The sequence below is a fragment of the Levilactobacillus parabrevis ATCC 53295 genome, from assembly GCF_001434055.1.
Classification (GTDB): Bacteria; Bacillota; Bacilli; order Lactobacillales; family Lactobacillaceae; genus Levilactobacillus; species Levilactobacillus parabrevis.
The window spans coordinates 1-23,796 of record NZ_AZCZ01000034.1; the positions used below are offsets into that span (position 1 = coordinate 1).

The 23,796-nt window shown below is 48.7% G+C and carries 21 protein-coding genes and 1 tRNA gene; 15 read left to right on the forward strand and 7 right to left on the reverse strand.

The window, feature by feature from the left end:
• On the forward strand, positions 1 to 890 hold an 890-nt coding region (locus FD07_RS09220), incomplete at its 5' end, for an RNA-guided endonuclease InsQ/TnpB family protein (RefSeq protein ID WP_057161941.1).
• A gap of 240 nt (positions 891 to 1,130) precedes the next feature.
• Here the strand turns inward: FD07_RS09220 and FD07_RS09225 are convergent.
• Positions 1,131 to 1,436, reverse strand: a complete 306-nt coding sequence (locus FD07_RS09225) for a hypothetical protein (protein WP_020090058.1) — start codon at positions 1,434 to 1,436, stop codon at positions 1,131 to 1,133.
• Between the two features lie 112 nt (positions 1,437 to 1,548).
• Entirely contained in the window at positions 1,549 to 2,310 is a 762-nt protein-coding gene (locus FD07_RS09230) for a MerR family transcriptional regulator (protein WP_020090059.1), read from the reverse strand.
• A 296-nt stretch (positions 2,311 to 2,606) separates the two neighbouring features.
• Here FD07_RS09230 and FD07_RS09235 point away from each other — a divergent pair, with 296 nt between their 5' ends.
• The 3 genes from FD07_RS09235 (at position 2,607) to dnaB (ending at position 6,775) form a co-directional block, all read left to right on the forward strand.
• Entirely contained in the window at positions 2,607 to 4,622 is a 2,016-nt protein-coding gene (locus FD07_RS09235) for a DHH family phosphoesterase (protein ID WP_020090060.1), read from the forward strand.
• A 74-nt stretch (positions 4,623 to 4,696) separates the two neighbouring features.
• Positions 4,697 to 5,155 (forward strand): 50S ribosomal protein L9, encoded by a 459-nt coding sequence (gene rplI / locus FD07_RS09240; RefSeq protein ID WP_020090061.1) that lies wholly within the window; start codon positions 4,697 to 4,699, stop codon positions 5,153 to 5,155.
• A gap of 219 nt (positions 5,156 to 5,374) precedes the next feature.
• The gene (gene dnaB / locus FD07_RS09245) at positions 5,375 to 6,775 is read left to right on the forward strand and encodes a replicative DNA helicase (protein WP_020090062.1); all 1,401 of its coding nucleotides are present in this window, start codon (positions 5,375 to 5,377) and stop codon (positions 6,773 to 6,775) included.
• A 482-nt stretch (positions 6,776 to 7,257) separates the two neighbouring features.
• Here dnaB and FD07_RS09250 read toward each other — a convergent pair whose 3' ends face one another.
• Positions 7,258 to 7,794 (reverse strand): flavodoxin family protein, encoded by a 537-nt coding sequence (locus tag FD07_RS09250; protein ID WP_020090063.1) that lies wholly within the window; start codon positions 7,792 to 7,794, stop codon positions 7,258 to 7,260.
• 145 nt (positions 7,795 to 7,939) lie between these two features.
• Between FD07_RS09250 and FD07_RS09255 the strand changes: the two genes are divergently transcribed.
• From FD07_RS09255 to FD07_RS09270, 4 genes are all read left to right on the forward strand, one after another.
• The gene (locus FD07_RS09255; RefSeq protein ID WP_020090064.1) at positions 7,940 to 9,118 is read left to right on the forward strand and encodes an MDR family MFS transporter; all 1,179 of its coding nucleotides are present in this window, start codon (positions 7,940 to 7,942) and stop codon (positions 9,116 to 9,118) included.
• 70 nt (positions 9,119 to 9,188) lie between these two features.
• A complete protein-coding gene (locus tag FD07_RS09260; protein WP_027826024.1) occupies positions 9,189 to 9,470 on the forward strand; it encodes a hypothetical protein in 282 nt (93 codons plus the stop codon).
• 466 nt (positions 9,471 to 9,936) lie between these two features.
• Positions 9,937 to 11,547 carry a peptide ABC transporter substrate-binding protein gene (locus FD07_RS09265; RefSeq protein ID WP_027826025.1) on the forward strand — a complete coding sequence of 537 codons (1,611 nt, stop codon included), beginning with the start codon at positions 9,937 to 9,939 and terminating at the stop codon, positions 11,545 to 11,547.
• A 317-nt stretch (positions 11,548 to 11,864) separates the two neighbouring features.
• Complete coding sequence (locus tag FD07_RS09270) at positions 11,865 to 12,101, forward strand: hypothetical protein (RefSeq protein WP_020090067.1); 237 nt, start codon at positions 11,865 to 11,867, stop codon at positions 12,099 to 12,101.
• A 39-nt stretch (positions 12,102 to 12,140) separates the two neighbouring features.
• Here the strand turns inward: FD07_RS09270 and FD07_RS09275 are convergent, their stop codons facing one another.
• From FD07_RS09275 to FD07_RS09290, 4 genes are all read right to left on the reverse strand, one after another.
• Complete coding sequence (locus FD07_RS09275) at positions 12,141 to 12,743, reverse strand: hypothetical protein (RefSeq protein ID WP_020090068.1); 603 nt, start codon at positions 12,741 to 12,743, stop codon at positions 12,141 to 12,143.
• A gap of 162 nt (positions 12,744 to 12,905) precedes the next feature.
• Positions 12,906 to 13,847, reverse strand: coding sequence for a matrixin family metalloprotease (locus tag FD07_RS09280; RefSeq protein ID WP_309299729.1), 942 nt, complete (start codon positions 13,845 to 13,847; stop codon positions 12,906 to 12,908).
• Between the two features lie 286 nt (positions 13,848 to 14,133).
• Positions 14,134 to 14,445, reverse strand: coding sequence for a hypothetical protein (locus FD07_RS09285; protein WP_020090070.1), 312 nt, complete (start codon positions 14,443 to 14,445; stop codon positions 14,134 to 14,136).
• 220 nt (positions 14,446 to 14,665) lie between these two features.
• Positions 14,666 to 14,738: transfer RNA gene (locus FD07_RS09290), tRNA-Lys, on the reverse strand.
• A 619-nt stretch (positions 14,739 to 15,357) separates the two neighbouring features.
• On the opposite strand from FD07_RS09290, the gene yycF reads away from it, so the two are divergent.
• The 7 genes from yycF (at position 15,358) to rlmH (ending at position 23,706) form a co-directional block, all read left to right on the forward strand.
• Positions 15,358 to 16,074, forward strand: coding sequence for a response regulator YycF (gene yycF / locus FD07_RS09295; RefSeq protein ID WP_020090072.1), 717 nt, complete (start codon positions 15,358 to 15,360; stop codon positions 16,072 to 16,074).
• 47 nt (positions 16,075 to 16,121) lie between these two features.
• Entirely contained in the window at positions 16,122 to 17,978 is a 1,857-nt protein-coding gene (walK, locus tag FD07_RS09300) for a cell wall metabolism sensor histidine kinase WalK (protein ID WP_020090073.1), read from the forward strand.
• Complete coding sequence (locus FD07_RS09305) at positions 17,965 to 19,266, forward strand: YycH family regulatory protein (RefSeq protein ID WP_020090074.1); 1,302 nt, start codon at positions 17,965 to 17,967, stop codon at positions 19,264 to 19,266. Before walK ends, FD07_RS09305 begins: the two co-directional genes overlap by 14 nt.
• A gap of 26 nt (positions 19,267 to 19,292) precedes the next feature.
• Positions 19,293 to 20,150, forward strand: a complete 858-nt coding sequence (locus FD07_RS09310; RefSeq protein WP_020090075.1) for a two-component system regulatory protein YycI — start codon at positions 19,293 to 19,295, stop codon at positions 20,148 to 20,150.
• Between the two features lie 211 nt (positions 20,151 to 20,361).
• The gene (locus tag FD07_RS09315; protein WP_020090076.1) at positions 20,362 to 21,189 is read left to right on the forward strand and encodes an MBL fold metallo-hydrolase; all 828 of its coding nucleotides are present in this window, start codon (positions 20,362 to 20,364) and stop codon (positions 21,187 to 21,189) included.
• A gap of 149 nt (positions 21,190 to 21,338) precedes the next feature.
• Positions 21,339 to 22,691, forward strand: a complete 1,353-nt coding sequence (locus tag FD07_RS09320) for a S1C family serine protease (RefSeq protein WP_020090077.1) — start codon at positions 21,339 to 21,341, stop codon at positions 22,689 to 22,691.
• Positions 22,692 to 23,226: 535 nt separating this feature from the next.
• Complete coding sequence (gene rlmH / locus FD07_RS09325; RefSeq protein ID WP_020090078.1) at positions 23,227 to 23,706, forward strand: 23S rRNA (pseudouridine(1915)-N(3))-methyltransferase RlmH; 480 nt, start codon at positions 23,227 to 23,229, stop codon at positions 23,704 to 23,706.
• The last annotated feature ends 90 nt before the right edge of the window (positions 23,707 to 23,796 follow it).

Below are 23,796 nucleotides of genomic sequence, written 5' to 3' on the forward strand. Positions count from 1 at the left end.
TTCATAAACGTGGTTATACTCAGACCTACCAGACATCTTGTCTCTATGGTGTTAAGGTGATGACACCAGCGATGAACAATGGGAGTGTTAGGTTAACTGATTTCCACCACTTATGGCTACCAAAGCTGGGACGGCTCCGTTTCAAGGGTTTTCCATCAAAACTTTTATCACGTGCCGATAACGTCAGAGTTGGCACGACAACGGTCTCAATGGATGCTGTGGGTCACTACTTTGTGTCCCTGCAGCTTGGATCGGCACAACCTTTCGTTGGCAAACAAAGAGTTGCGAAATCTAAGGCTGGGATTGATCTAAATCTTGATAACTTTTTGACGGACTCCAATGGACAGGTGATTGCTAATCCACGCTATTACCGGATGATTAAGGGAACGCTGGCTAAAGCCCAACGCAAATTGTCACGGCGAGCCAGACGAGCTAAAAAGAGTCAACGACGGCTATCAGAATCAAAGAATTATCAAAAGCAACGGTTACTAGTGGTTAAATTACAGCTTAAAGTTGCTAATCAACGCAAGAACTTCCTGCACCACATCTCTACGACCTTGATCAAAAACCACGATTTAGTCGTAGCTGAAGAACTGCGGAGTAAAAATATGTTACGGAATCACGCTCTGGCAATGAGTATCGCGGATGTTGGCTGGCGAACATTACTGGGTATGTTGGCTTATAAAGCTGATCTGTATGGTCGGAAATTTTTGACTGTCAATCCCCGAAATACCACGCAAACTTGTAGCCATTGTGGGTACATCATGACCGGTAAAAACAAGTTGACGTTGGCTGATCGCAAGTGGACGTGTCCTAGTTGTGGGGTATTCCATGTCCGTGATCATAACGCGGCAAAAAATATATTAGCTAAGGGTTTAGCAACCCTATAAGAAATGAGTCCGTCTGGCAACCTGCGGACCTAAAAGGCTTTGGTAATTAGCGGATAAGTCCTATTCATAGGCTAGCGCTGTATCTAAGTAAATTGTGGTCGCCGTGCCATGGGGTGTGGTTCTCACAAGCGTCCGTTTTTAAACGGGCGTGGTTGACAATAATAGGGCTGCTTGGAATTAAAACGAAAGGGTAGAAACACCCGTTAAGGATGGTTCTACCCTTTTTGTGAGACCTTGGTACTACTTGCTTAAAAACATGAGGAACAGACCGGCGATATCGTAAGCAACAGCAGCACCCAGGGTTCCCAATAGAAGGCTGAAGATGATGTGAATGTTATGCCTAGCCAATACGTTGGTCAGGTAGTCAGCAAATAGAAAGAAATCGAAGGTTAGACAACCGAAAGCAAACGTTGCATATCCTAAGACACCGAAGAGTAATGCGACCACTAGAAGTACTAGCATAAGGACTAACAAACGGCGGACCGATTTGGGATTATATTGTCGTTTGAGCTCACGGGTCCATCGTTGACCAAAGCCTGATTTCAATTTGATTACTTCCAGTGTGTTAGCTGTTTTTGACTTGTGTTACCTCTTTGTTGCGCATAATTATCGTAACACACGCGCTATCTTTGCTGAAATTAAAGTCAATTTTAGTAGATTAGTGCGCATAACGCTGAATAATTGCCACCAGCGTTTCGGTCGCATTAGCTAGGCCCACTCGGTCGTTGTAATACCGGGCAAAACGGTCATCGTTAAGGTACATTTGGGCCAGCCCCCGGTGGGCCTCAGCTGAGTAATTGTTCCACGTGAAACACAACCACTGCCGATGCAAATCATAGACTTCGCGGGCGGTGTTGCTGGTCAGATCACTCGTGGTCGCGACGGCTTTAAGCTTGGTAACCAGCTTTTCTTCCGTCGTTTGCATCGCTTGATAGTCAGCTTCAGTAAGACCAGCAAACTTTTTCTGACTAGCGGTGAATTCCGTTTGGCCGTAGCGTTTACGTGATTCTTCACCGAATTCTTGTTCGTTTTGGGTGAGTTGTTGCTGCTTAAAGGCAGCAAATTTTTCCGTATCTGTCATTTTGGGACCTCCGTTGCGGGCCGCTAGTGTGCGGTCCAAAGTATTCAGCAGGGTCGTGAGGTGGTCACGATTGGCAATTAGCTGACGCCGTTGCGCGGTGAGTGCCGCCGTTTGTTCGGCAGGGGACTGAGCGAGTAAGGTTTGAATCTGCGCTAGACTGAAACCAAACTCCTGAAAGTAACGAATCAACTGAAGCTGATCGACCGCTTCAACGTGATACTCACGGTACCCATTCACCGGATTTCGTTGCGCGGGTAACAGGTCGATTTGGTCGTAGTAGCGCAGTGTGCGCGGACTAACGCCGGCGAGTTGCGCTAGTTGTTGAATGCTGTAGGTCATCGTGACCACCTCCGTTCTTGCTTAGAACTTACTATAGAGGTTGCCGTGGCGTCAAGGTCAAGGCATTTAGGAAAATTGTTAGCGCTTTATAAAAATTGCCGAAATTCAAGCCTTATCAGCTTGAAAATAGTAAGCAGGCCCGCCATGCCGGGATTCTGTACCACAGGTAAGTTTTGTGATTACCCCGGAGTGTGATAAAATATAGGTATTATTTGTAACTTTTTGGTTCCCCCGCGGGAAGCCCGTGAAGTGGTGACCAAAACGAATTTTTCCAGATGAATCAGATGAGGAGCAAAATGAAAAAATTATTTTCGCGATCCAACATACCCGAGTTCTTACAGAACCGGCGTCTACGCGGTATCGCTATCATGACGGCTGCTCTGGCCATTCTTGGAATTGTCCTGTCGTTTCTGTTGAACTGGATCTTTGGCGTGATCATCTTAATCCTGGTGGGAATCGCCACGTTGATGGTGTTCAACACCATGGCGGAGATCGGTGACGACACGACGCAGTACATTTCCGACCTGTCATTTCGGATTCAGCAGGGCGAGCAAGAGGCTCTGTTGCGGATGCCACCCGGTGTTATGATTCTGGGCGACAGCGATCAGGTAGAATGGGTCAATCCGTATCTGCAGAACTATTTCGGCGATACCGACGTGTTGAGTCGGTCGATCAATGATGTGGATGCAGAGCTTGCCAAATTGATCAACGATGCCGAACCCAAGACGATGACGACTGTGAAATGGCGCGATAACCGTTTTACGTTGTTTGTGGAGCCGGATTTTCATGCCGTTTACCTCTACGACATCACGCATTACCAGTTGATTCAAGAACAGTATGATAATGAGAAGATCGCCATTGGCCAAGTCTTCTTGGATAATTATGATGAAGTAACTCAGTCGATGACCGATCAGGATATTTCCAACTTGCGAAACTACGTGACCAATGAGTTATCTTCGTGGGTGCAACAGTTCGATATGTACTTAAAGCAACTGGATGATGACCACTACTTCGTTTTGGCCTACGCTAAGTCGTTGGCGGCCATCGAAGCCGATAAGTTTAAAATCCTGGATACCATCCGGGAGACAACGTCGAAGCAGAACTTCCCGTTGACTCTGAGTATCGGGATTGCTTATGGTGACCCTAACCTGAATAAGCTGGCGGACCAAGCGCAGAGTAATCTGGACTTAGCCCTCGGCCGGGGTGGGGACCAAGTTGTGGTCAAGGCTGCTGATCAAGAAGCACGTTACTATGGCGGTAAGACCAATCCGATGGAGAAACGAACGCGGGTCAGAGCCCGGATGATTTCACAAGCGCTACAAGAACTAATGAATGAATCCGATCAGATCTTCGTTCAGGGTCATACGCAACCGGATATGGATTCGCTGGGCGCTTGCCTGGGGATTCGCCGGATTGCCAAGATGAATCACAAGACCTGTTGGATTGTGTTGGACAAGGAAACCGTCCATTCGGATGTCCAACGGTTGTTGGATAATCTGAAGAAGTATCCCGACATCGATGCCGCAATCATTTCGCCGCAAGAGGCCTTGGAAAAGACCACGGCGCAGAGCATGTTGCTGATGGTCGACCACTCGAAGCCATCAATTTCCATTTCGGCGGATCTCTATCATCGGTTGGAAAACCGGGTGATGATCATTGACCATCACCGGCGGGGTGAAGAGTTCCCCGAGAACCCACTGTTGGTCTACATTGAACCCTATGCTAGCTCGACGTGTGAGTTAATTACCGAAATGTTTGAGTACCAGTCCCAAGAAGGGGAACCCATCAATAAGCTGGAAGCAACGGCAATGTTGACTGGGATCTTCGTGGACACCAAGCACTTCTCGTTACGGACCGGGACCCGGACGTTTGATGCTGCGAGTTACTTGCGGTCTGCCGGAGCCGATTCAATCGAGATGCAGCAGTATATGAAGGAAAATGTCGACAGTTATCTACAACGGAACCACTTAATTGAAATGGTTGAGTTCGTCAATGAAGACATGGCCTTAATTGCTGGTGAGGAGGATCAAACCTACGATCCCGTCACGGCAGCTCAGGCGTCCGATGACCTGTTGAACATGTCCGGCGTGGATGCGTCGTTTGTTATTACGCGCCGGGCAGATGGTCGCGTGGGAATTTCCGCACGGTCGTTGGGTGAGATCAACGTTCAACTGGTCATGGAAGACATGGGTGGCGGGGGTCATTTATCCAACGCCGCAACCCAGATCAGCGACAAGTCCGTGGCCGAGGTTAAGCAGCAGTTGCTGGATATTTTGACCCACTCTGATGAACCGGAGCCGGCAACCACGTAGTTAATTGCTTCTAGCGACGTTTCGGCGTAGGATTAGAAGTATCAATATTGAATGATGAGTGAGGAGTGACCGACGTGAAAGTCATTTTTATGAAAGATGTCCGCGGTAAAGGTAAGCGCGGTGAAATCAAGAATGTTCCCGATGGCTACGCCCAAAACTTCCTGATCAAACGCGGGTTGGCTAAGGAAGCCAATCAAGCTGCGATGAGCCAGTTAAAGGGTGAACGCAAGGCAGAGGAACGGCGTGAGGCTGAAAACTTAGCCGAAGCCCAGGAACTGCAAAAGCACTTGGAAAACGACAAGACGGTTGTCGAAATCGTAGCCAAGGCCGGCGAAGATGGTCGGTTGTTTGGGTCCATTCCAAGCAAACAAATCGTCCAAGCTTTGCAAAAGCAGTTCGATTTGAAGATTGATAAGCGTAAAGTTGAATTGCCAGAACCAATCCGTTCGTTGGGCTACACCAACGTGCCGGTCAAGCTTCACACGGACGTGACCGCCAAGATTCGCGTGCACGTGGCAGCGAAGCAAAAATAAATAAGTCATTGAAAACCGCCGTGTTACTGGCGGTTTTTTGCTACCGTCATTTGGAGCGAGGCATTTAGGTACCGCTGGACGGGAAAATTAGTGTATGATTCATAGTAGAATCTAAGCAGAAATGAGTCAGCCAGCTGAGTTTACCTGGCGACCGATTACATGGTAGAATAAGTGTCTGATTAATGTTGAAGAGGCCAGTGAAGAGGTAAATAGTTAAGCATGGATAATAACGTACTAACAGACCACACACCACCACAAAACCTCGATGCCGAAAAGGCCGTCCTCGGGGCGATCTTTTTGAGTACCGACGCGTTGGTGGATGCGTTGGAATACCTGGCGCCGGAGGACTTCTACCGCCGGGAACATCAAATTATATTTCAAGCCATGATCGATCTCAACGACCGTGATGAAGCCATTGATGTGGTGACCATTACGGACCGGTTGACGGCGAAAAACGAACTGGACGATGTCGGGGGTATCACTTATATCGCTGAACTGGCGGGGGCCGTGCCAACGGCCGCCAATGCCACTTACTATGCCAAAATCGTCCAAGAAAAGGCTATTTTACGGCGTCTGATCCAAACGGCAACGAATATTGCCACGCAAGGCTATCAGCAGGATGAGGACGTCTCAGACCTGTTAGATAACGCCGAACGGGACATCATGAGTGTGGCGGAGACACGTAACCAATCGGGATTCAAGCCGATTCGTGATGTGTTGAATAACTCCTTTGAAGAGATTAACAAGTTATCCGAGCAGGGAGACGTCATCACCGGGTTGTCGACGGGATACGCCGAACTGGACAAGATGACAACGGGGCTCCACGACGATGAGTTGATGATTCTCGCCGCGCGGCCTGCCGTGGGGAAGACGGCGTTTGCGCTGAATATTGCACAAAACGTGGGGACCAAGACGGACAAAACCGTGGCGATCTTTAGTCTGGAAATGAGTGCTGAATCGCTGGTCAACCGGATGCTCTGTGCGGAAGGCTCCATCGACGCTAACCATTTACGGACTGGGCAGCTTTCGGAAGACGAGTGGCAGAACTTGATCGTGGCGATGGGGAGTTTGGCCAAGGCCAGCATCTACATCGACGATACGGCCGGGAACAAGATTACTGAAATTCGGGCCAAGTGTCGTCGCCTGGCCAAGGAAAAGGGTAACTTAGGGTTGATCGTGATTGATTACCTCCAGCTGATTGAAGGAACCAACCATGAAAGTCGGCAACAAGAAGTTTCCGATATTTCCCGGCAACTCAAGAAGCTGGCGAAGGAACTTCACGTACCCGTTATCGCGTTGTCTCAGCTCTCACGGGGTGTGGAACAACGGCAAGATAAGCGGCCTGTGCTGTCCGATATTCGTGAATCAGGGTCAATCGAACAAGATGCCGATATTGTTTCCTTCCTGTATCGTGATGATTATTACGAACGCGATGGTGATGAAGACGGTGGTGGCGGTAACGACAGTGACCCACGTGATGATGGGGATCAGGACGTCGGTGAAGTTGAAGTCATTATTGAGAAGAACCGGTCGGGTCCGCGGGGAACCGTCAAATTGCTATTTGTAAAATCGTTCAATAAATTCTCATCTGTGGCCTACGTGCCGGATGGGCAACAATAAATTTGATGAGGTGTATTGGGCGGCTATGGTCGCTCAGGACACTTTTTTAGGTACACTGCTTGGTTATGGAGAGCGACTAAAGGGCGGGCTAAATTGGTCCGAATGAATTGACTTCAATCAAGTTACGGCCCACAATTATTACTTTATTTGCGAAAATAAGTAGATAAATAGTGTTTATCCGTAAAATTCATAGGGTTGTGCTAGAAAGTTCACATTTTCGTCATATTTTCAGATTACTATGTGAATTATAGAAGTTAACCAATCGGTTGCTTCTACCAAAGATTAACAATCTTTTTTCATGTACTCCTCCTCCCCTGGAATAATGAAAAAATAGTTAACGTCATTAGTATAATGACGTTACCCCTACTCCGATGACCATCGCTTTCCCCGAGCGGTGGTTTTTTCTTGTCTAAAATTAAGCCCCGTACCAGTTGTTGGCTGGCGCGGGGCTATTTCAGATGGCGAATGTTTCACATGAAACATTATTTGATGTTGGCTTGAATTTGCTGACGTAGTGCCTGGCAGCTAGGGGGAAGGATTGCGAGGTTAGCCACGTCTTGGGGTCCATCGGCGGTGACGACACCAGTTCCGCAGAAGTCCATTTTCAGCCAATCGCAAGAGTGATGGATGGCTTGGGTAATGCCGGTGGCCTTGATTTCGGGCTGGTCAGCACCAACAACCAGGAGGTAGATGCGCTTGCCGGCAAAGGGAAAGTCGTGACTAAAGCTGTCGAACCACCGATCCATGAAGACTTTAAGCTGACCGGTCATCCCGTACCAGTAAACGGGTGTTCCCAGAACAATGTCGCTAGCCGGAGCAAAGTAAGTGCTCATGAGCGACTCATATTCATCGGTCAGGTCGCGTTGCAGTTGCGTAGTTTCACGTTGGTCCTGTTCAAAGTTGAGTCGGTAATCAGCTAGCTGGCGTGTTGTGTGTGGGATATCGGTAAGCAGACGGTCACCGAGAGTGGCGGTATTGCCCTGACGGCGTGGACTACCGTTGATGAATAAGATAGACATGTGGAGAACTCCTTTTATGTAAGAAATTTTATAAAGCTTGTGGTCATCAAAATGACAGCGGTTTCCGTAAATTGACGGCTAGTTATTTCCCGGAGGCTAGTGCTAGAATGTAGCTTAACATGTAAATTGCGAAAGGAGGAGCACTATGAAACAAGAAATTCGGCTCCGCTGGCTGTTACTAGGAGCGTTGTTCAGCAGTATCGGTATGAGCTTCATTTGGCCGTTGACCACCATCTACATGCACAATCGGTTGGGGACTTCGCTGACCGAGGTCGGCATCGTCTTGCTATTTTACTCCTTGGCAAACGTGGTCGGAAGTGTGTTGGGTGGCCGGTTATTCGACCGGCTAAATCCGTACTACCTGACGATTGGTGGGGTTACCGTTTCCCTATTGACGCTGGGGAGTTTGATCTTTAATCACGATTGGCCGGCGTTCCCCATTTCGCTAATCTTCCTGGGGTTGGCGTCGGGCTGGACGCTGACGATGGTTAACTCACTTGGAACCACGATTCATAGTCGCGATGGGCGATACATATTTAATATGTTATATTTTGCGCAGAACCTAGGGGTCGTCTTGGGAACGGCAATGGTGGGGTACATTTATAATACCAGTGTGACGCTACTCTTTGGGATTGCGGCGAGCCTGTTTGTTCTGTTTCTGGCCGTTGCGATTCTGTGTTACCATGCGCCAGCTGTGATGCAGCGGCAAGTTATTAAACAGGAAAATCAACACGTGCACATCGCCCTGCCCAATCGGCGGATTATGGCGGGCTTCTTTATTTCGCTAGTGATCATCTGGATCATGTACGAACAGTGGGTGTCCAACTTATCCGTTTATATGACGGGAATGGGGATTCCAATGAAGGATTACAGCCTGTTGTGGACGCTTAACGCCGGCCTGATTGTAGTTTTTCAAGCGTTGATCAATTGGTTCTCCCACTACATTAGTAACCTCTACATGCAGGTGTACGCCGGAATCTTCTTCGTCGCGGTATCCTTTGTGACTTTGATCTTTGCCAAGGATTACTTACACTTCGTGATTGCAATGGTCGTTCTGACGATGGGGGAAGCGACGGCCTTTCCAGCCATTCCGGCCATTGTCAATAACTTGACGCCGGTCGCGGTCAAGGGGAAGTATCAAGGCATGGCCAACGCCTGGGCTTCGGTCGGCAAAGCAGTTGGACCGTTATTTGGGGGGATCGTCATTGATCATTCCTCCTACACGCTACTTTTTATCATTGCGGCGGTCGCAAACCTGGCGATTTTGGCGCTAAACGGGGTCATCATTACCGGAAACCAACACCGTGTGGAAACTTTTAAATGAGTTCTGATACGAATGGTGTATAATAACGATAGGAGACTATCTGGATTATTAGGGAAATAGGGGAAGACACATGAAAAAACGGATAAGGGGAGTTTGTGGTCTGTTCGTTGGTCTCGTGTTCGGTCTGTTGCTGTTTGCACAGCCGCCACGGAACCAATCAACGATTACGGATTCCGTCGTAAAGCCCACATCGGGGCAGACGGCGGTACAAGTGACGAACACAACGGGGAGCGGTCACGTCGAAATTAAGACGCAGACCACAACAAGCCAAGAAGGTAAGACGGTTAGTCGCCAAACAACGACTACGTCGCCAACACGGCAGCAGCAACAACAGAATCAGCCACAACACTAAAATGAATATCTAAACGATTTTGAATGTATTTTTGGGTGTTTAAACGTAAATATACAGGAGAGCTAACCTACAGGGATAAGGGTTAGCTCTTTTTTTACCCGAATATTCAGAAAATATACATAAAAATGAATGTTTATAAAAGTATTGACAGCTATAATGAATGATGATAAATTTAATATCAATATATGAGACCAAGCAATGAAGAGTAACCTTAATCAATTTGCCAAGCGAGTTCGGGCCGATGGGAGCCGAATCAAACGGTTGGGGTGAAGCGCATCGGAGCGTCGCGGTAATGAAAGTAGTAGTTACCCCTGGGTCGTGCCCATTACCGCACGGAGAGCTGGCTGTGATCAGCTCCATGAGAGATAAAACAAGGTGGTACCGCGAGTCATTCGCCCTTGTTGGTTTGAGGAAACCAACGAGGATGAGTGGCTCTTTTTAATTGAATGAAATGAGGGATTGGATGATGAAAAAATTAGTAGGATTAAGCTTCGGGTTATTGGCAATTGCAGCGTTAGCAGGTTGTGGGACCATGCAGGCCAAGAGTAGTGATGATAAGGCATTGAACGTTACCATGGTGGGAAATCCGGCCACAGCTAACCCAGCAATTTCTGGGGATTCCAACAGTTCTAGTATCATCGCGCAGACGCAAGAAGGTCTGTATACCCTAAATGAACAGGGGAAGGTCGTCGCTGGCGTGGCCGAAAAGGTCGTCAAGCCTACGAAGAACGGAACCGTTTATACGTTCAAAATCAAGAAGGCAGCCAAGTGGGCTAATGGTGATCCCGTAACGGCTCAGGATTTCGTCACTTCTTTTCAATGGCAGATCAACCCTAAGTCAAAGTCACAAGTTGCAAACAAATTGAAGTTCTTGAAGAACTACGATGCCGTTCAAGCCGGCAAGAAGGCCGTCTCTGCACTGGGCGTCAAGGCACTGGACAAGTCAACGTTGCAGTTGACACTGTCAAAGGCCCAGCCTTGGTTACCCGATATCTTAGCAACGTCTGAATATCCGATGAAGACGGATCTCTTTAAAAAGTATGGGAGCAAGTACGGAACATCTTCTACCAAGACCATGTCCGAAGGGGCTTATAAGTTAGTTGGCTGGAGTGGCACGACTGACAGCTGGTCCTACGTTAAGAACACGCACTATTGGAATGCTAAGAACGTTAAGATCAATAAAGTTGCCGTACAGGTGGTCAAGGACCCAAGTACTTCTGCTAGTTTATTTAAATCCGGGAAAGTTCAAGAGACAACGTTATCCGGTCAATATATCAAACAAAATGCTAACAACAAGGAACTGAAAACCACGCTAAACAGCTCTATGCGGTTCCTGGAATTTAACGATAAGAAGACAGTTACGCATAATACTAAGGTACGGCAAGCCTTCTCCTACGTGATTGACCGGAACGCGTTGACCAAGAATGTTTTGCAAGACGGGTCGGCCGCAGCCAAAAGCTTAATTCCCTACGGTGATGGTGATGATCCAACTACCGGCAAGGACTTCTCTGAAGATGTCGGTAACCTGTTGAGCTACAATCCTAAGAAGGCAACGCAATTGTGGAATCAGGCGAAGAAGGAACTCGGTATCAAGGGTGCCAACTTGGAACTACTGACGGCTGATACTGATGAACAAAAGCATGCGGCCCAATACCTGCAACAACAGGCGCAAAAGTACATGCCTGGCCTGAAGTTGACCATTAAGTCTATGCCTCTGGCGCAACAGATTGCGAAGGGTTCCGCTGGGAACTTCGATATCGACTTGGACGGTTGGAACACAGGTTGGCGGGATCCATCCGACTTCTTGCAAATGGCTGACGGAACCAGTCCAGTTAACTTTACGAAGTGGGACAATGCACACTACACCAACTTATTAAAGAAGGTTGACGACACCTCTGCCTATACCACGCAACAACGGTGGGACCTGATGAAGGAAGCCGACAAGTACGTGACCCAACAAGCTGGACTCGTTCCGCTCTATCAACAAGCGAAAGCACATCTGGTTTCAAACCAAGTGGGTGGCTTGAAGTACACGATGATGACGGATGCACAGTACAAGTATGCCTACTGGAAGTAATTTGTTAGCACGTGAATGAACGATCACAAAGTAATCGTAGCCGTGAGTGTTCGCCCCGAGAGGCCCCACTCACCAAGTGAAATCCAACCCCTATCTGAGAAAGCTGTACCGCAAAAAATGCGGGCAGCTTTTTTTGTTTATAACCCTAAAAATAGTTGTATCAGAAAACTAATCAGCTAGCGATTAGTTTGTGTTACTATGAAATCAAGGAGGACCTCGGGGAACCGTTTTGGTCGTTGATTTGGGGGAACGTTGACGTGAGTTGGCGGCAAATTGATGACCAAATGGGGTGGGTCCGACCTGGAGGAGGCTGCGCAGTGAGTTTTCAAAAAATCTTGCGAGATCAAATTGTGCAAACGGTTGACCTATTGGAAATATTCTTATGTTTACTGGTTCCTGTGGTTTTAGCCAAAGGGACTATCGATTATTTGTCGCAAGGGCAATTATTCTGGTTAAGTTATGGTCTTTTAATTTTAAAGAGTGTGGGTGGCTTCATCAGCCTGTTTGCCGTGATCGACCTGTTTGAGGCGGTTCGGCGTTACCACTCACGTTGAAGTGAGGTGCAGTTATCTTTAGGGATAGCTGTTTTTAGTTTAGGCAGGAAAGTCGAGACCAATCTTACGTTGAAGGAGCTTGCTGGTCTTCTTGTGGGGTTGTTTGGCGGTCACCGTTACCTGTTCCTGGCGGAAGGCCTGATCGGACAGACGGGTTCTGACAGGGATTTTAAGGGTCACCTGTTGCTTCGCCTGTGCGTCGGCGTGGTAGACTTTCCCCCGGAATTTGAGCACAACCTTGCTGTGTACCGGAACTTTGACCGTGGGTTGCCAAGTTTGTTGGCCAGCGGGTGTCTTAGCAGACTGGAGAACTGGCTTAGTGGTCGCGTAACGCTTGGCGGAGACTTTCTTGGTCAGATGGCCATTAGTGACCTTGAAGGTGCCGTAGCCGTGAAATTTGACCCTGAAATGGTGGTGCTTGGCAGCGCGGGCCGATTGTGCGATCGTTTTTCCTTTATAGGTGACCTTGAGGTTCTGAGCGCGGGCCGACTTCGTTTTGAGGAGGAGCTTGTGGGTGTGGCCGTTGTATTGGACTTTGGTGACGGTGAAGGGGGCACGGGCTGTACTGGCCTTGAATGTTAGGCCAGCGCCAGTGCCCACGAGAATCACGGCGGCGAAGATACCTAGGGTTAGTTTGTTCATCGTTAGCCTCCTAGTTTAGCCTTCACACTACGGAAGTTTAACGATTAAGTCAACGTTTAACCGCTTTATACGTCAAAGTGTATACAAAACCGATTATAAAAAGAGTGCTAAAGCCAATAAAATCGGCGACTTAGGGAAATTTCCCATGGTCGCCGATTTTGATTAATGGAGCATATCTTCTGTATAAATGTTGTGATCTGAGACGTGTTCAAATAGTTCGTGCCCATTATTCTTGTGAGTGTCCACGAACATCCCTTGTCCGTCGTTGATGACGTAGTAGTTACCGTTAACGTTTTTGGCCAGCATGACCACGATCTCTTCATTCTTAGGCAGAATTTCACTCTCGGCCACGGCCATGTTCTTGGTGCCCCCTTGAGTGAAGGTGACGGTTTTGCCCGTCTTGCCTTTAAAATGATGGTCAATCCGCATTGTCTGGGTCGTGTAGTAGTTCTTGGGTGCTTTGTGATGGCTGACACTCTTGATGATCTCACCCTCGACGATGACACTTGCTGTCCGCTTGATATTCTGGATGCCAGTAATGCCGTTGGAGTAGTCCTTAATGTGGTCGACTTCTAGTTCCGGTTTGGCAGATGAGGCCAGTGTGGCACGCGTCTTGGCTGGGGTCGAATAGGCCTTCTTAACGCCACGAACATCGCAGTTTCGAATCGTGTATTTCCGGTTAGTCGGACCCATAACGCTGACGGATTTGGCGGTATTGTGGCCGAGCCCCATGCCGTGGCCGAGCTCATGAATCGCCACGTTGATCCGTTGGGCTTTGTTGTACTTGTATTTCTTCAGCACAGTCCGGTTGAGGTACATGCCGGCTCCGGTCTGATTGCCCTGCTTATCAAAGGACTTGCCGTTGTAGGCCATCCCGGTCGCGTTAGTCCAGATTCCGGTCTTCTTGCTGACGGTGGTCACGTACGACCGCGATTGCTTATTCTTCGTGGTCGACCGCTTGAAGACTTTCTTCTTGTTCCAAGCCGTCCGTGCTTTGCTCCAGATGGAACGGTAGTATTTACTCGTGGATTTGGTGTAAGTGGACGCCTTCTTAGTGGCGTAGCGGTACTTGGTCGTGGGGGTGGGGTTTCTTCGTCGCAGCAGCGGCCGGAACGCTCCCCAGCAGGACGAGACAGCTTAATATTCCTAATAAATGGTACTTCATCGTAAAACCAGGCCTCTCTATGTAAAATGGCGGGACGTTAGCAGCCAATTACTGGTCGGTTACGCCGGTCGATTAGATTATGTAGATACAAAACTACTTTAGTACCTTCATTGTCAGAAGTCCAGATAGCTTGGATATAAAAGGCTAAATAAAAAGGGCGCCGGTCATCTTCTCATAGTAAAAAGAGAAAATAATCGTCACCACAAAAGTAGATGTCGCGTGGACTCAGGCCAGCGTTAATATCTGGGTGTAGCGATCTTCCTGGAGCCAGGCGGTGCAAAGCTCACGAGCGATCGTCTGCGCGGTTTCTGGGGTAAAAGTTTTGACTGTGAGAAGTTGGGCAGTGAGATCGCTCATCGTTGTCTTAACGCGGCCGAGTGAGCGCTGCGTCAAATAGGTTTCCAGTGTGGTAATCTCGTCGCTAGAAAAATCGTGGTCGAGAAAAATCAAAGCGCTGGGCCGAATCCCCAATCGGTCACAGATGGCATCGAGAACCTCCAAGGTCAGCATATTCGTTGAAAAGGGTTGGTCGTTCATGTTAAGCTCCTCCTACTATTTAGTTATGGCATGCTTCAAGTGTACCAAATTGATGTGGGGAAGGCTAAAATGGATGGCTAGCAGAACCGCCACTAGCAAGCTGGGTTCTGGGCCAACAATGCAAACTGAATAAACATAACAAAAACGGATATTTATAAATTGAAGACACAAAAAAATCAGCAACCACGAAGATGTCTTCGTGAAAGCTGATTAGTAGTTATGGGCAGTCAGGGGATCGAACCCTGGACCCACGGATTAAGAGTCCGTTGCTCTGCCAGCTGAGCTAACTGCCCATGTGATTGATTTGTTGCTGTTGTATGTCTTCCATATCAACGAGAACTATCATATCATGAGGATTAGGGGGGCGCAACCCCTTTTTGAAAAAAAGTTGATTTTTATTCAAAAAATTGGTTATTCTATGGCGCTAATCCCCTAATTTACCGGGAATCTAACGCGATTGGAAAAAATAAAAATTTTTTTGGAATTTAGCTGGATTTAGACCGAAATGGGATGGGTTCATGGGGACGAGAATAATAAAAAATTCAAAATCGGACAAAATACATCTATATGTCTAATACTTTTTAATATTTCCCGGGAAATAGTTCTTTAACGCCACCTTAACGCCGCTTGGGCTCTGAACTGAAAGAAACTTCACGATGTGTTATAATTCAGGTAGCGTTGTTTTCCCGACTCTGGAACCTTATCAGGCCGGTCAGCGCACCTAAAAAATACCGGATCAGTGACAATGACTGATCCACTATTCCTTGACTTTAAACGAGCAACACGTAAACCGTACAATAATCGTAGTGGCCCCGTTGACGATGGTACCTTGACATCCAATGGCTGGCCTGCCGGTAATCCTGCAATTACCGGATCGGACTGTATTTCCCTTTAAGGAGGAAATTTTTAATTATGCCTAAAAAAATTCTAGTTGTCGATGATGAAAAGCCTATTACTGATATTATGAAGTTTAATTTGGAAAAAGAGGGTTATGAAGTGGATGTCGCCTATGATGGCGAAGCCGCGATCCAACAGGTTGAGGACGGCGATCCTGATCTGGTGATCCTTGATTTAATGTTGCCTAAGGTCGATGGGTTGGAAGTTGCCCGGGAGATCCGTAAAAAGCACGATATGCCAATCATCATGGTCACGGCGAAGGACTCTGAACTGGACAAGGTTCTTGGTCTAGAACTAGGAGCCGATGATTATGTGACCAAGCCATTCTCCAACCGAGAACTGGTCGCACGGGTTAAGGCAAACTTGCGGCGGCAGAATACTGCGGCGCACGCGCAACCTGAAGAGCCTGAAAATCAAGACATTGAGATTGGTGATTTAACGATTCATCCTGAAGCCTACTCTGTTTCTAAGCGGGGCTCCAACATCGAATTGACCCACCGTGAATTTGAGTTGCTTCATTACTTGGCCCAACACATTGGTCAGGTTATGACCCGGGAACATTTGCTACAAACGGTGTGGGGCTACGATTACTTTGGAGACGTGCGTACCGTGGATGTCACGGTACGTCGTCTACGTGAAAAGATCGAAGACAGCCCAAGTCATCCAACCTGGTTGGTAACGCGGCGGGGTGTCGGTTACTACTTGCGTAACCCTGATTCTGATCAGGCCTAAGCTAGCGGGCTGCCGCTAAATCTCGCATTGGAGGAGTATGTGACTTCGTGAATAGCAAAATTAAATTTTTCCAGTCGATTCACTTTAAAATCGCGCTGGTCTTCGCGCTACTCCTATTATTAACGCTGGAGATCGTTGGTGCCGTCTTTGTGCGGCAGCTGGAACGTCAAAACTTAAACACGTTCAAATCCCAACAGGTGGTGCAGACGTACATCACGAACCGCTTGTCAGATGAGCTGTCGACGACGAATACCACCAAAGCGGATAAACAGATTAAATCGACCTTATCGGAGATTAACAACACCAACAACGCCCAAATTCGGGTTATTGACAACAAGGGGACCATTCGGGGAACCAACGAAGTCGATAATCAAGGGATCGTTGGCCAAAAAACCACCGATAATAACATTAAGAATTCAATCTATAACAACCGTGACGTGATCCGCACGACCTATAACTCGCAAAATAATAGTCGCTACTACACGACGATTACGCGATTGATTCGCGCTCAAGGCAACAACAGCGAATTGGTCGGGGTTATTTACATGCGGTCGAGTCTCGATTCGGTCTATCAAAATATTAATCAAATCACGCTGATCTACGTCTCCGCAACGTTTGTGGCGATCATACTGGGCCTGGTTATGGCCATCATTATTTCCCGGGCAATTACCCGACCAATCGATGAAATGAAGAAACAAACGCTCCGGATTGCCCGTGGGGATTACTCCGGGCACGTGCGGGTCTACGGGACCGATGAACTGGGCCAATTGGCCAGTGCCGTCAATAACCTGTCTGTGCGGGTGGAAGAGGCTCAAGAATCCACAGAGTCCGAACGCCGCCGGCTGGATTCCGTGATGTCACACATGACTGATGGGGTTATTGCCACCGATCGGCGTGGAAATGTCACAATTATTAACGAAACGGCTGCCAGTTTCCTGGATACGGAGACCGACAGTGCCGTGGGTAAATCAATTCTGGATCTCTTAGACATTCGTGACGACTATACGTTGCGCGAACTGTTGGAAGACCCGGACGATTTAGTCTTGGACTTTTCTACTAAGGAACACGACCTGATTCTGCAAGCTTACTTCTCGTTGATTCAACGGGAATCTGGCTTTATTTCCGGGTTAGTCTGTGTGCTCCATGACGTCACCGAACAACAGAAGATCGATCAGGACCGGAAGCAATTCGTTTCCAACGTTTCGCATGAACTGCGAACGCCATTGACGAGTGTCCGGGCCTACATCGAGTCCCTGTCGGAAGGGGCCTGGAAGGACCCTGAGATCGCACCGAAATTCCTGAAGGTCACGCAAGAGGAAACTGACCGGATGATTCGGATGATTAATGACCTCTTAACCTTGTCGCGGATGGATTCTGGGACACAAAAGGTTGATCTGGAAATGGTCAATTTAAATGAGCTCTTTAACTACGTCCTCGACCGTTTCGACATGATGTTGAAGCAGGATGATCGGCCTGAAAAGACCTACACCATCAAGCGGGACTTTACCAAGCGCGACCTCTGGGTTGAAATCGATACCGATCGGTTCACGCAGGTGCTCGATAACTTAATGAACAACGCGATCAAGTACTCTCCAGATGGGGGAACTGTGACCTGTCGGCTGTTAGAGACGCACAACAACGTTATTCTCAGCGTCTCTGACCAAGGCCTCGGGATTCCGCGGGCAGATATTCCTCGGATTTTCGATCGCTTCTACCGGGTCGACAAGGCCCGTTCGCGGGCCCAAGGTGGGACTGGTCTGGGATTAGCAATTTCCAGAGAAGTCGTCCAGCTCCTGGGTGGCCGAATCTGGGTCGACAGTCGCGAAGGCCGGGGATCAACATTCTACATTTCCCTGCCTTACAAGCCGTACGAGGAGGAGGATCTTTGGGATGAAGATAACTAAAGCCTTCTTACCACTAGGACTGGCCGCTGCGGTCACCGTCAGCGTGGTCCTATCCGCGATGATTTGGACCAATCCGGCGCAGTACGAGCGGAATCGGCAACGGAGCTCGAATACACCAACGACTGAGTTGAGTACCCGGCCGCAAAAGGACGTCTACCTGCCAACTCAGGTGGTTTTCAGTGATGCCAACGGGAATCAGGAACTCCTGAATAACCGAAAAGTTAATCTGACCACCGAGTTGCGAGAGGCGCTGTCTAAATGGGAATTTCGCCGCGTCAGCAAGGTCAATATTGGTTCGAAGCGTGAGTACATGACGTACTTGACGCGGAAGAGCAGCTTGATGCTATCCTACGCGAGTCCAATTAACGTTAAAATGTTTAATACCGTCTTCAGTAGTACGCTGAATAGCCATGCGACGCGCTTTTCTCGGATCGTCGTGCCGTTGAATGACAATCACCATATTTACTTGCTGGACGATAAGGACCAAGATGTCTATCAGGTTGCGGTGAAGTCGGCGAACGCTACGGCAATTCGCAAGATCATGAAGGAAAACCTCTTTCGGATCAACGTGAAGATGCAGTGGCTGAGCGATTCGGCTACCGCCTACGTCAAGTCGCGTGTGGCCGTGCCGTCGTATAGCTACTTGGTCAACCAGCAGTCGACCGATTACTTTACGACCCGGCTCCTGAACAAAGGGGAGTCGACCAACGTTTCGGCCAAGAAGAATAAGGATAATACCATCTATAGTGATGGGGCTTCGCGGCAACTGACGGTCTACAATAAGCAGGGAACCGCGTTGTTCGAGGATTACAGTGCCTTGCAGGCGTCACTGAGCTTCAGCCAAGCGCTCAAGGCTAGTTATAGTGCAGTCAAGACCATTGGGATTCCGATGGAAAATCTGCGGTATTACGGTTACAGTTCAGGCAATTCAACGGTGACCTACCGGAGCTTCGTTGAAGGCTTTCCGATCTTTAACCAGAGTAACTATGGGGCGGCGCGGATTCAGATGCTCTCGCAGGGCGTTCGCCGCTACAACTTCTCACTGTATAGCTTGCAGGTCCCAGTGCCGACGGATAAAAAGTCTGTTACGTTGCCGGGCACCCAGGCTGTCATTGACCAGTTGACCGCTGCTGGTTATCATAAATCTAAGATCAGTAGTATTCAGATTGGTTATCAATGGCTGACGTCCTCATCATCCGATAAGGTCGTTAACCTGACGCCAACGTGGTACGTTCACTATGACGGTAGCTGGAAGACCTACACGCAACTGTTGAAGCAACAACAGTAATCTGCTGAAAGGGAGGGCAATCTGGCATGGATTTTCGGCGCATCGAGTGGCTATTTTTAGTCGCGTTCATTGCAATTGATATATTCCTGTTCGCAGCGTTTCAACACGATACGACTGGCCAGACGGATGCCACCTCCAGTCGTTCGGCGGATAGTGATACGACGATCATCAAGGAAATGCGAACGGACGACATCAAGTTCAGTTCGCCGTCCAAGCAGAGTGGTGAGGGTTACTACGTCTCCACGAGTAATAATGATAGCGTGAAGAGTGAGTTAACGGAGCTGTCGGATCAGACGGTGCGTTACCAAACGGATGGCACCTTCACCTCGACGTTCAAGACCGCGATTTCCGGAGTGGATGTCGATCATCCGGATAAGGCCTTGGATACGGTCGTCAACAACGCCACGTTGATTTTGAACGGCGGCGAGTATAAATATAACAAGCAATTGTCCAGCCGTAACACGGTCGTTTACACGCAACGCGTAACGGACGGACAGATTTATTCGAAATACGGTGAGATTCGGTTTAGCCTGACCAACGATGGCACCGTGACCGGATACACACAGGGGTACTTGACGGATGTGAAGACGCTGCGTGAAAAGACGGATACGATTTCTGAACGCAAGGCTCTGATTTGGCTGTACCAATACAACCAAATTGCCAATAACACCAAGATCGTGTGGACTAAGTTAGCCTATACCCGCTACTTTAATTTGAAGAACAGTAGCGTCTACATTCCAACTTGGGTCATCGCGGTCAAGACCAATAGCGGGAGTAACGCGGGCGTCTTGCAGCTGAAACACGTCAATGCCTTTACGGGGGCAATCCTGACGTCGGACAGCAACGTCAAGACCGTCAGCGGCACCGCTACAACCAGCGAATAGAAAGGGCGGCTACGGCCGCTTTTTTAATTGCTTGCGGGGTTTCGGACTAAACGCGGACGGGTTCAGCAGTTAGCGACTGGTTGGCGCAGGGGTGACTGTCCAATTGGGATCCGGCAATGACGACTGGCTGACGGTAAAAGAAAGTGAATAATAGTTACAAGGCCGTCGAAATGCGGTATTATTACGGTATTGAATTTTAAGGAGAGGTCGAATGGATTTGCGGACGGAAACAGCAACAGCGGATGACCTACGCATCAGCGTGTTATCCAGCGGCAGTACGGGAAACGTGTGCTACGTGGAGAGCCCCAATGAACGCATCATGATTGATGCCGGGTTGAGTGGCAAGAAGATTGAAAAGTTAATGGGTAATATCGACCGGGACATGAAGGACGTGAACGCCCTCCTGGTTACTCACGAACACTCGGATCACCGGCAGGCCGTGGGCATCTTGGCCCGGCGCTACAAGCAACTCGATGTGTACGCTAACCAAGGAACCTGGGACGCCATGAGCTCGAAGATCGGCAAGGTCGATCTGGCCCAGAAGAACTTATTTGCCCCGGACACCGTCCAAACGTTTGGCGATATTGACGTGGAGAGTTTCTCAGTGTCTCATGATGCTGCGGAACCTCAATTCTACGCGATTCACTACCACGGCAAGACCTTCGTGATCTTGACGGATACCGGCTATGTGTCGGAGCACGTGGAAGGCGTGATCGCCGATGCCGACGCCTATTTGCTGGAGTGTAATCACGATGTGGAGATGTTGCGGATGGGTGAGTACTCGTGGCCACTGAAGCAACGGATCCTTGGTGACAAGGGGCACTTGTCCAATGAAGAGGGCGCTGATGCCCTGATGGACGTGCTGGGTAACCGGACTAAGAAGATCTACCTGGGGCACCGGAGCCTGCATAATAACATGCAGTCGTTGTGTCACCTGACCGTGGCCTCCATGATGGAGAACAGAGACTTTGGTGTGGGTCACGACTTCCAGTTGATCGATACCAACCCAGAGGAAGCTACGCCGCTGGTCGCTTTATAAAGAAAACGTAAACTTTAGGACTTCGGCAACGATTTATCAAAAAAAATTCACACAATCCAGCTAATATAAGAGTTATCAAAAATGCGGTTGGGAGCCTAAACGTCCCGGCCGACGAAAGAGGAGGGTTAGCGCGCGTTTTGCGCAATGCTATGGATAACAATAATAATCAAAACAATCAGACTAATGATAATAACCAGGCAACACCAACACCCACGCCGGAACCCCAACCACGGAAGCGGCGGGGCGGAATCACTTTAACTAAGGTAGCCGTAACGGCGGCCATCGCCGGACTACTTGGCGGTGGTGTGGCTTACGGTGGTATTTCTTATATTAATAATAGTGGTATTAATGATACGGCTGTTCCTAGTGGAAGTAATTCCACTGGTAACACGAAGACTTCAAACGTGACGGTCAATGTATCGAGCCAATCGACCAAGGCCTTTAACCAAGTCAAGGGGGCCATGGTCTCCGTGGTCAACTTGCAGAAGCAAAATAGTAGTAGCAACACGCTGGGGCAGTTGTTCGGGGACAGTTCATCCTCTGGCTCCAGCAAGTCGAAATCCGAATTGGAAGAGGCTTCGGAAGGTTCCGGGGTCGTTTATAAGAAGGATGGCAGTACGGCTTACATCGTGACCAACAACCACGTGGTCTCCGGCTCATCAGCGTTACGGGTCGTGACCAGTTCGGGTAAGCAGTTGCAGGCAAAGTTAGTTGGGAAAGATTCCGTGACTGACTTGGCTGTGCTGAAGGTTAATGGTGCCGACTTGAAGACGGTCGCTTCGTTCGGAAACTCCGATAAGATCAAGGTCGGCGAGACCGCCTTGGCGATCGGGTCACCACTGGGTAGCCAGTACGCGACCTCGCTGACGGAAGGAATCATTTCCGCTAAGAAGCGGACGATTGAGACCACGAACTCTGCTGGAACTCAGACCGGGAATGCTACGGTTATCCAAACGGATGCCGCGATTAACCCCGGGAACTCTGGTGGAGCGTTGATCAACGTTGGTGGGCAAGTTGTGGGGATTACCTCATCGAAGATTGCCAGTGACGCTGAAGGTACGAGTGTTGAGGGGATGGGCTTTGCCATTCCATCAAACGAAGTGGTCAACATCATCAATCAGCTGGTGAAGAAGGGCAAGGTTGTGCGGCCAGCGTTAGGGATTACCTACGTCGACTTAGCCAACGTTTCCAGTTCGCAACAGAAGTCGGTCCTGAAGCTGCCATCTAGTGTGGACGCGGGGGTTGTGGTCATGAGTGCTTCGTCTGGTTCACCAGCGAAGAAGGCCGGCCTGGCCAAGTACGATGTCATCACGGAGTTGGGTGGTCACAAGATTTCTGACCAGTCGACGCTGCGGGACATTCTCTACACGTATAAGCTGAACGATACCGTCTCGATGACTTACTACCATAATGGTAAGAAGCAGACGACGAAGGTCAAGTTGACCGAGAGTAGTTCACAATTAAAGAACACCACGAGTACCACGGAAAACTCAGAAAGTTAGCCAAAATGAAAGCGGTCGTTGGATTTTTCCAGCGGCCGCTTTTTGCGTATGATAAACTATTCAATGAAAAGCCGAAGTTTAGGGTCGGTTGAGGTGGGATGAAAACGTACCCGCCGGTTGGCTGGCCGAACGAACTAACGTGAACTCCCCAACGTAATTCAGCCGCAAAAATAACGGTAATTATATCTGTGGATAACTTGGGGGACAACTCGGACCCCCAACCGGTGGAAAAGTTATGAACAGGACTAGAACGGCATTGATAGCGGTGCAAAAGTTATCCACAGGCATTGGAAATAACTGTGGAAAGAAAAATTTTATCCGTTCAAAACAGTCGATAAGCGTTGATGTGTCAGGGATTGTAAGCGGGAACGCCGAACGTCTGTTTTGCATAAAAACGGTGGATAACTAAATAAGGATTGACATTTTAGCAAAAAATAGATGTCGTAGGTGGGACGCAATTTACCCCAACATCTAGGAAGACAGGTTGTACACCTGTGGATAACTTTGTGGACAACCTGTGTATAGGAGGATAATTATGAACATCAAATTCGTCGTCGTGGGTAAACTAAAGGAAAAGTACTTCAAACAGGGAATCGCGGAGTATGCCAAACGGCTCTCCCGTTTCTGCAAATTCAGTATCGTCGAGGTGCCGGATGAAAAGGCCCCAGAAAGCATGTCGCAGGCAGAAATGGACCAGGTGATGGCGGCGGAGGGCGAGCGAATCCTGAGTAAGATAAAGGACCGCGAATACGTCTACGCATTGGCCATCCTGGGCAAGGAACGCTCGTCGGAAGAGTTTGCCAAGGAGATCAAGGACTTGACCACCTACGGCCACTCAGACATCACCTTCGTCATTGGTGGCTCACTGGGACTGACGCCAGCCGTCCTGAAGCGCGCGAACACGCAAATCTCGTTCGGTCGCTTCACTCTGCCCCACCAGTTGATGCGGTTGGTGCTGACGGAGCAGGTTTACCGGGCGTTTATGATTAATGAGGGGTCTCCGTATCATAAGTGACGCGGATTTCCTTGGAATTGACAGAAGCATGAATGCTATGAAGAACTTTTATTGACATAAATGAGAATTAAGAAAATTTTGATAGGGAGA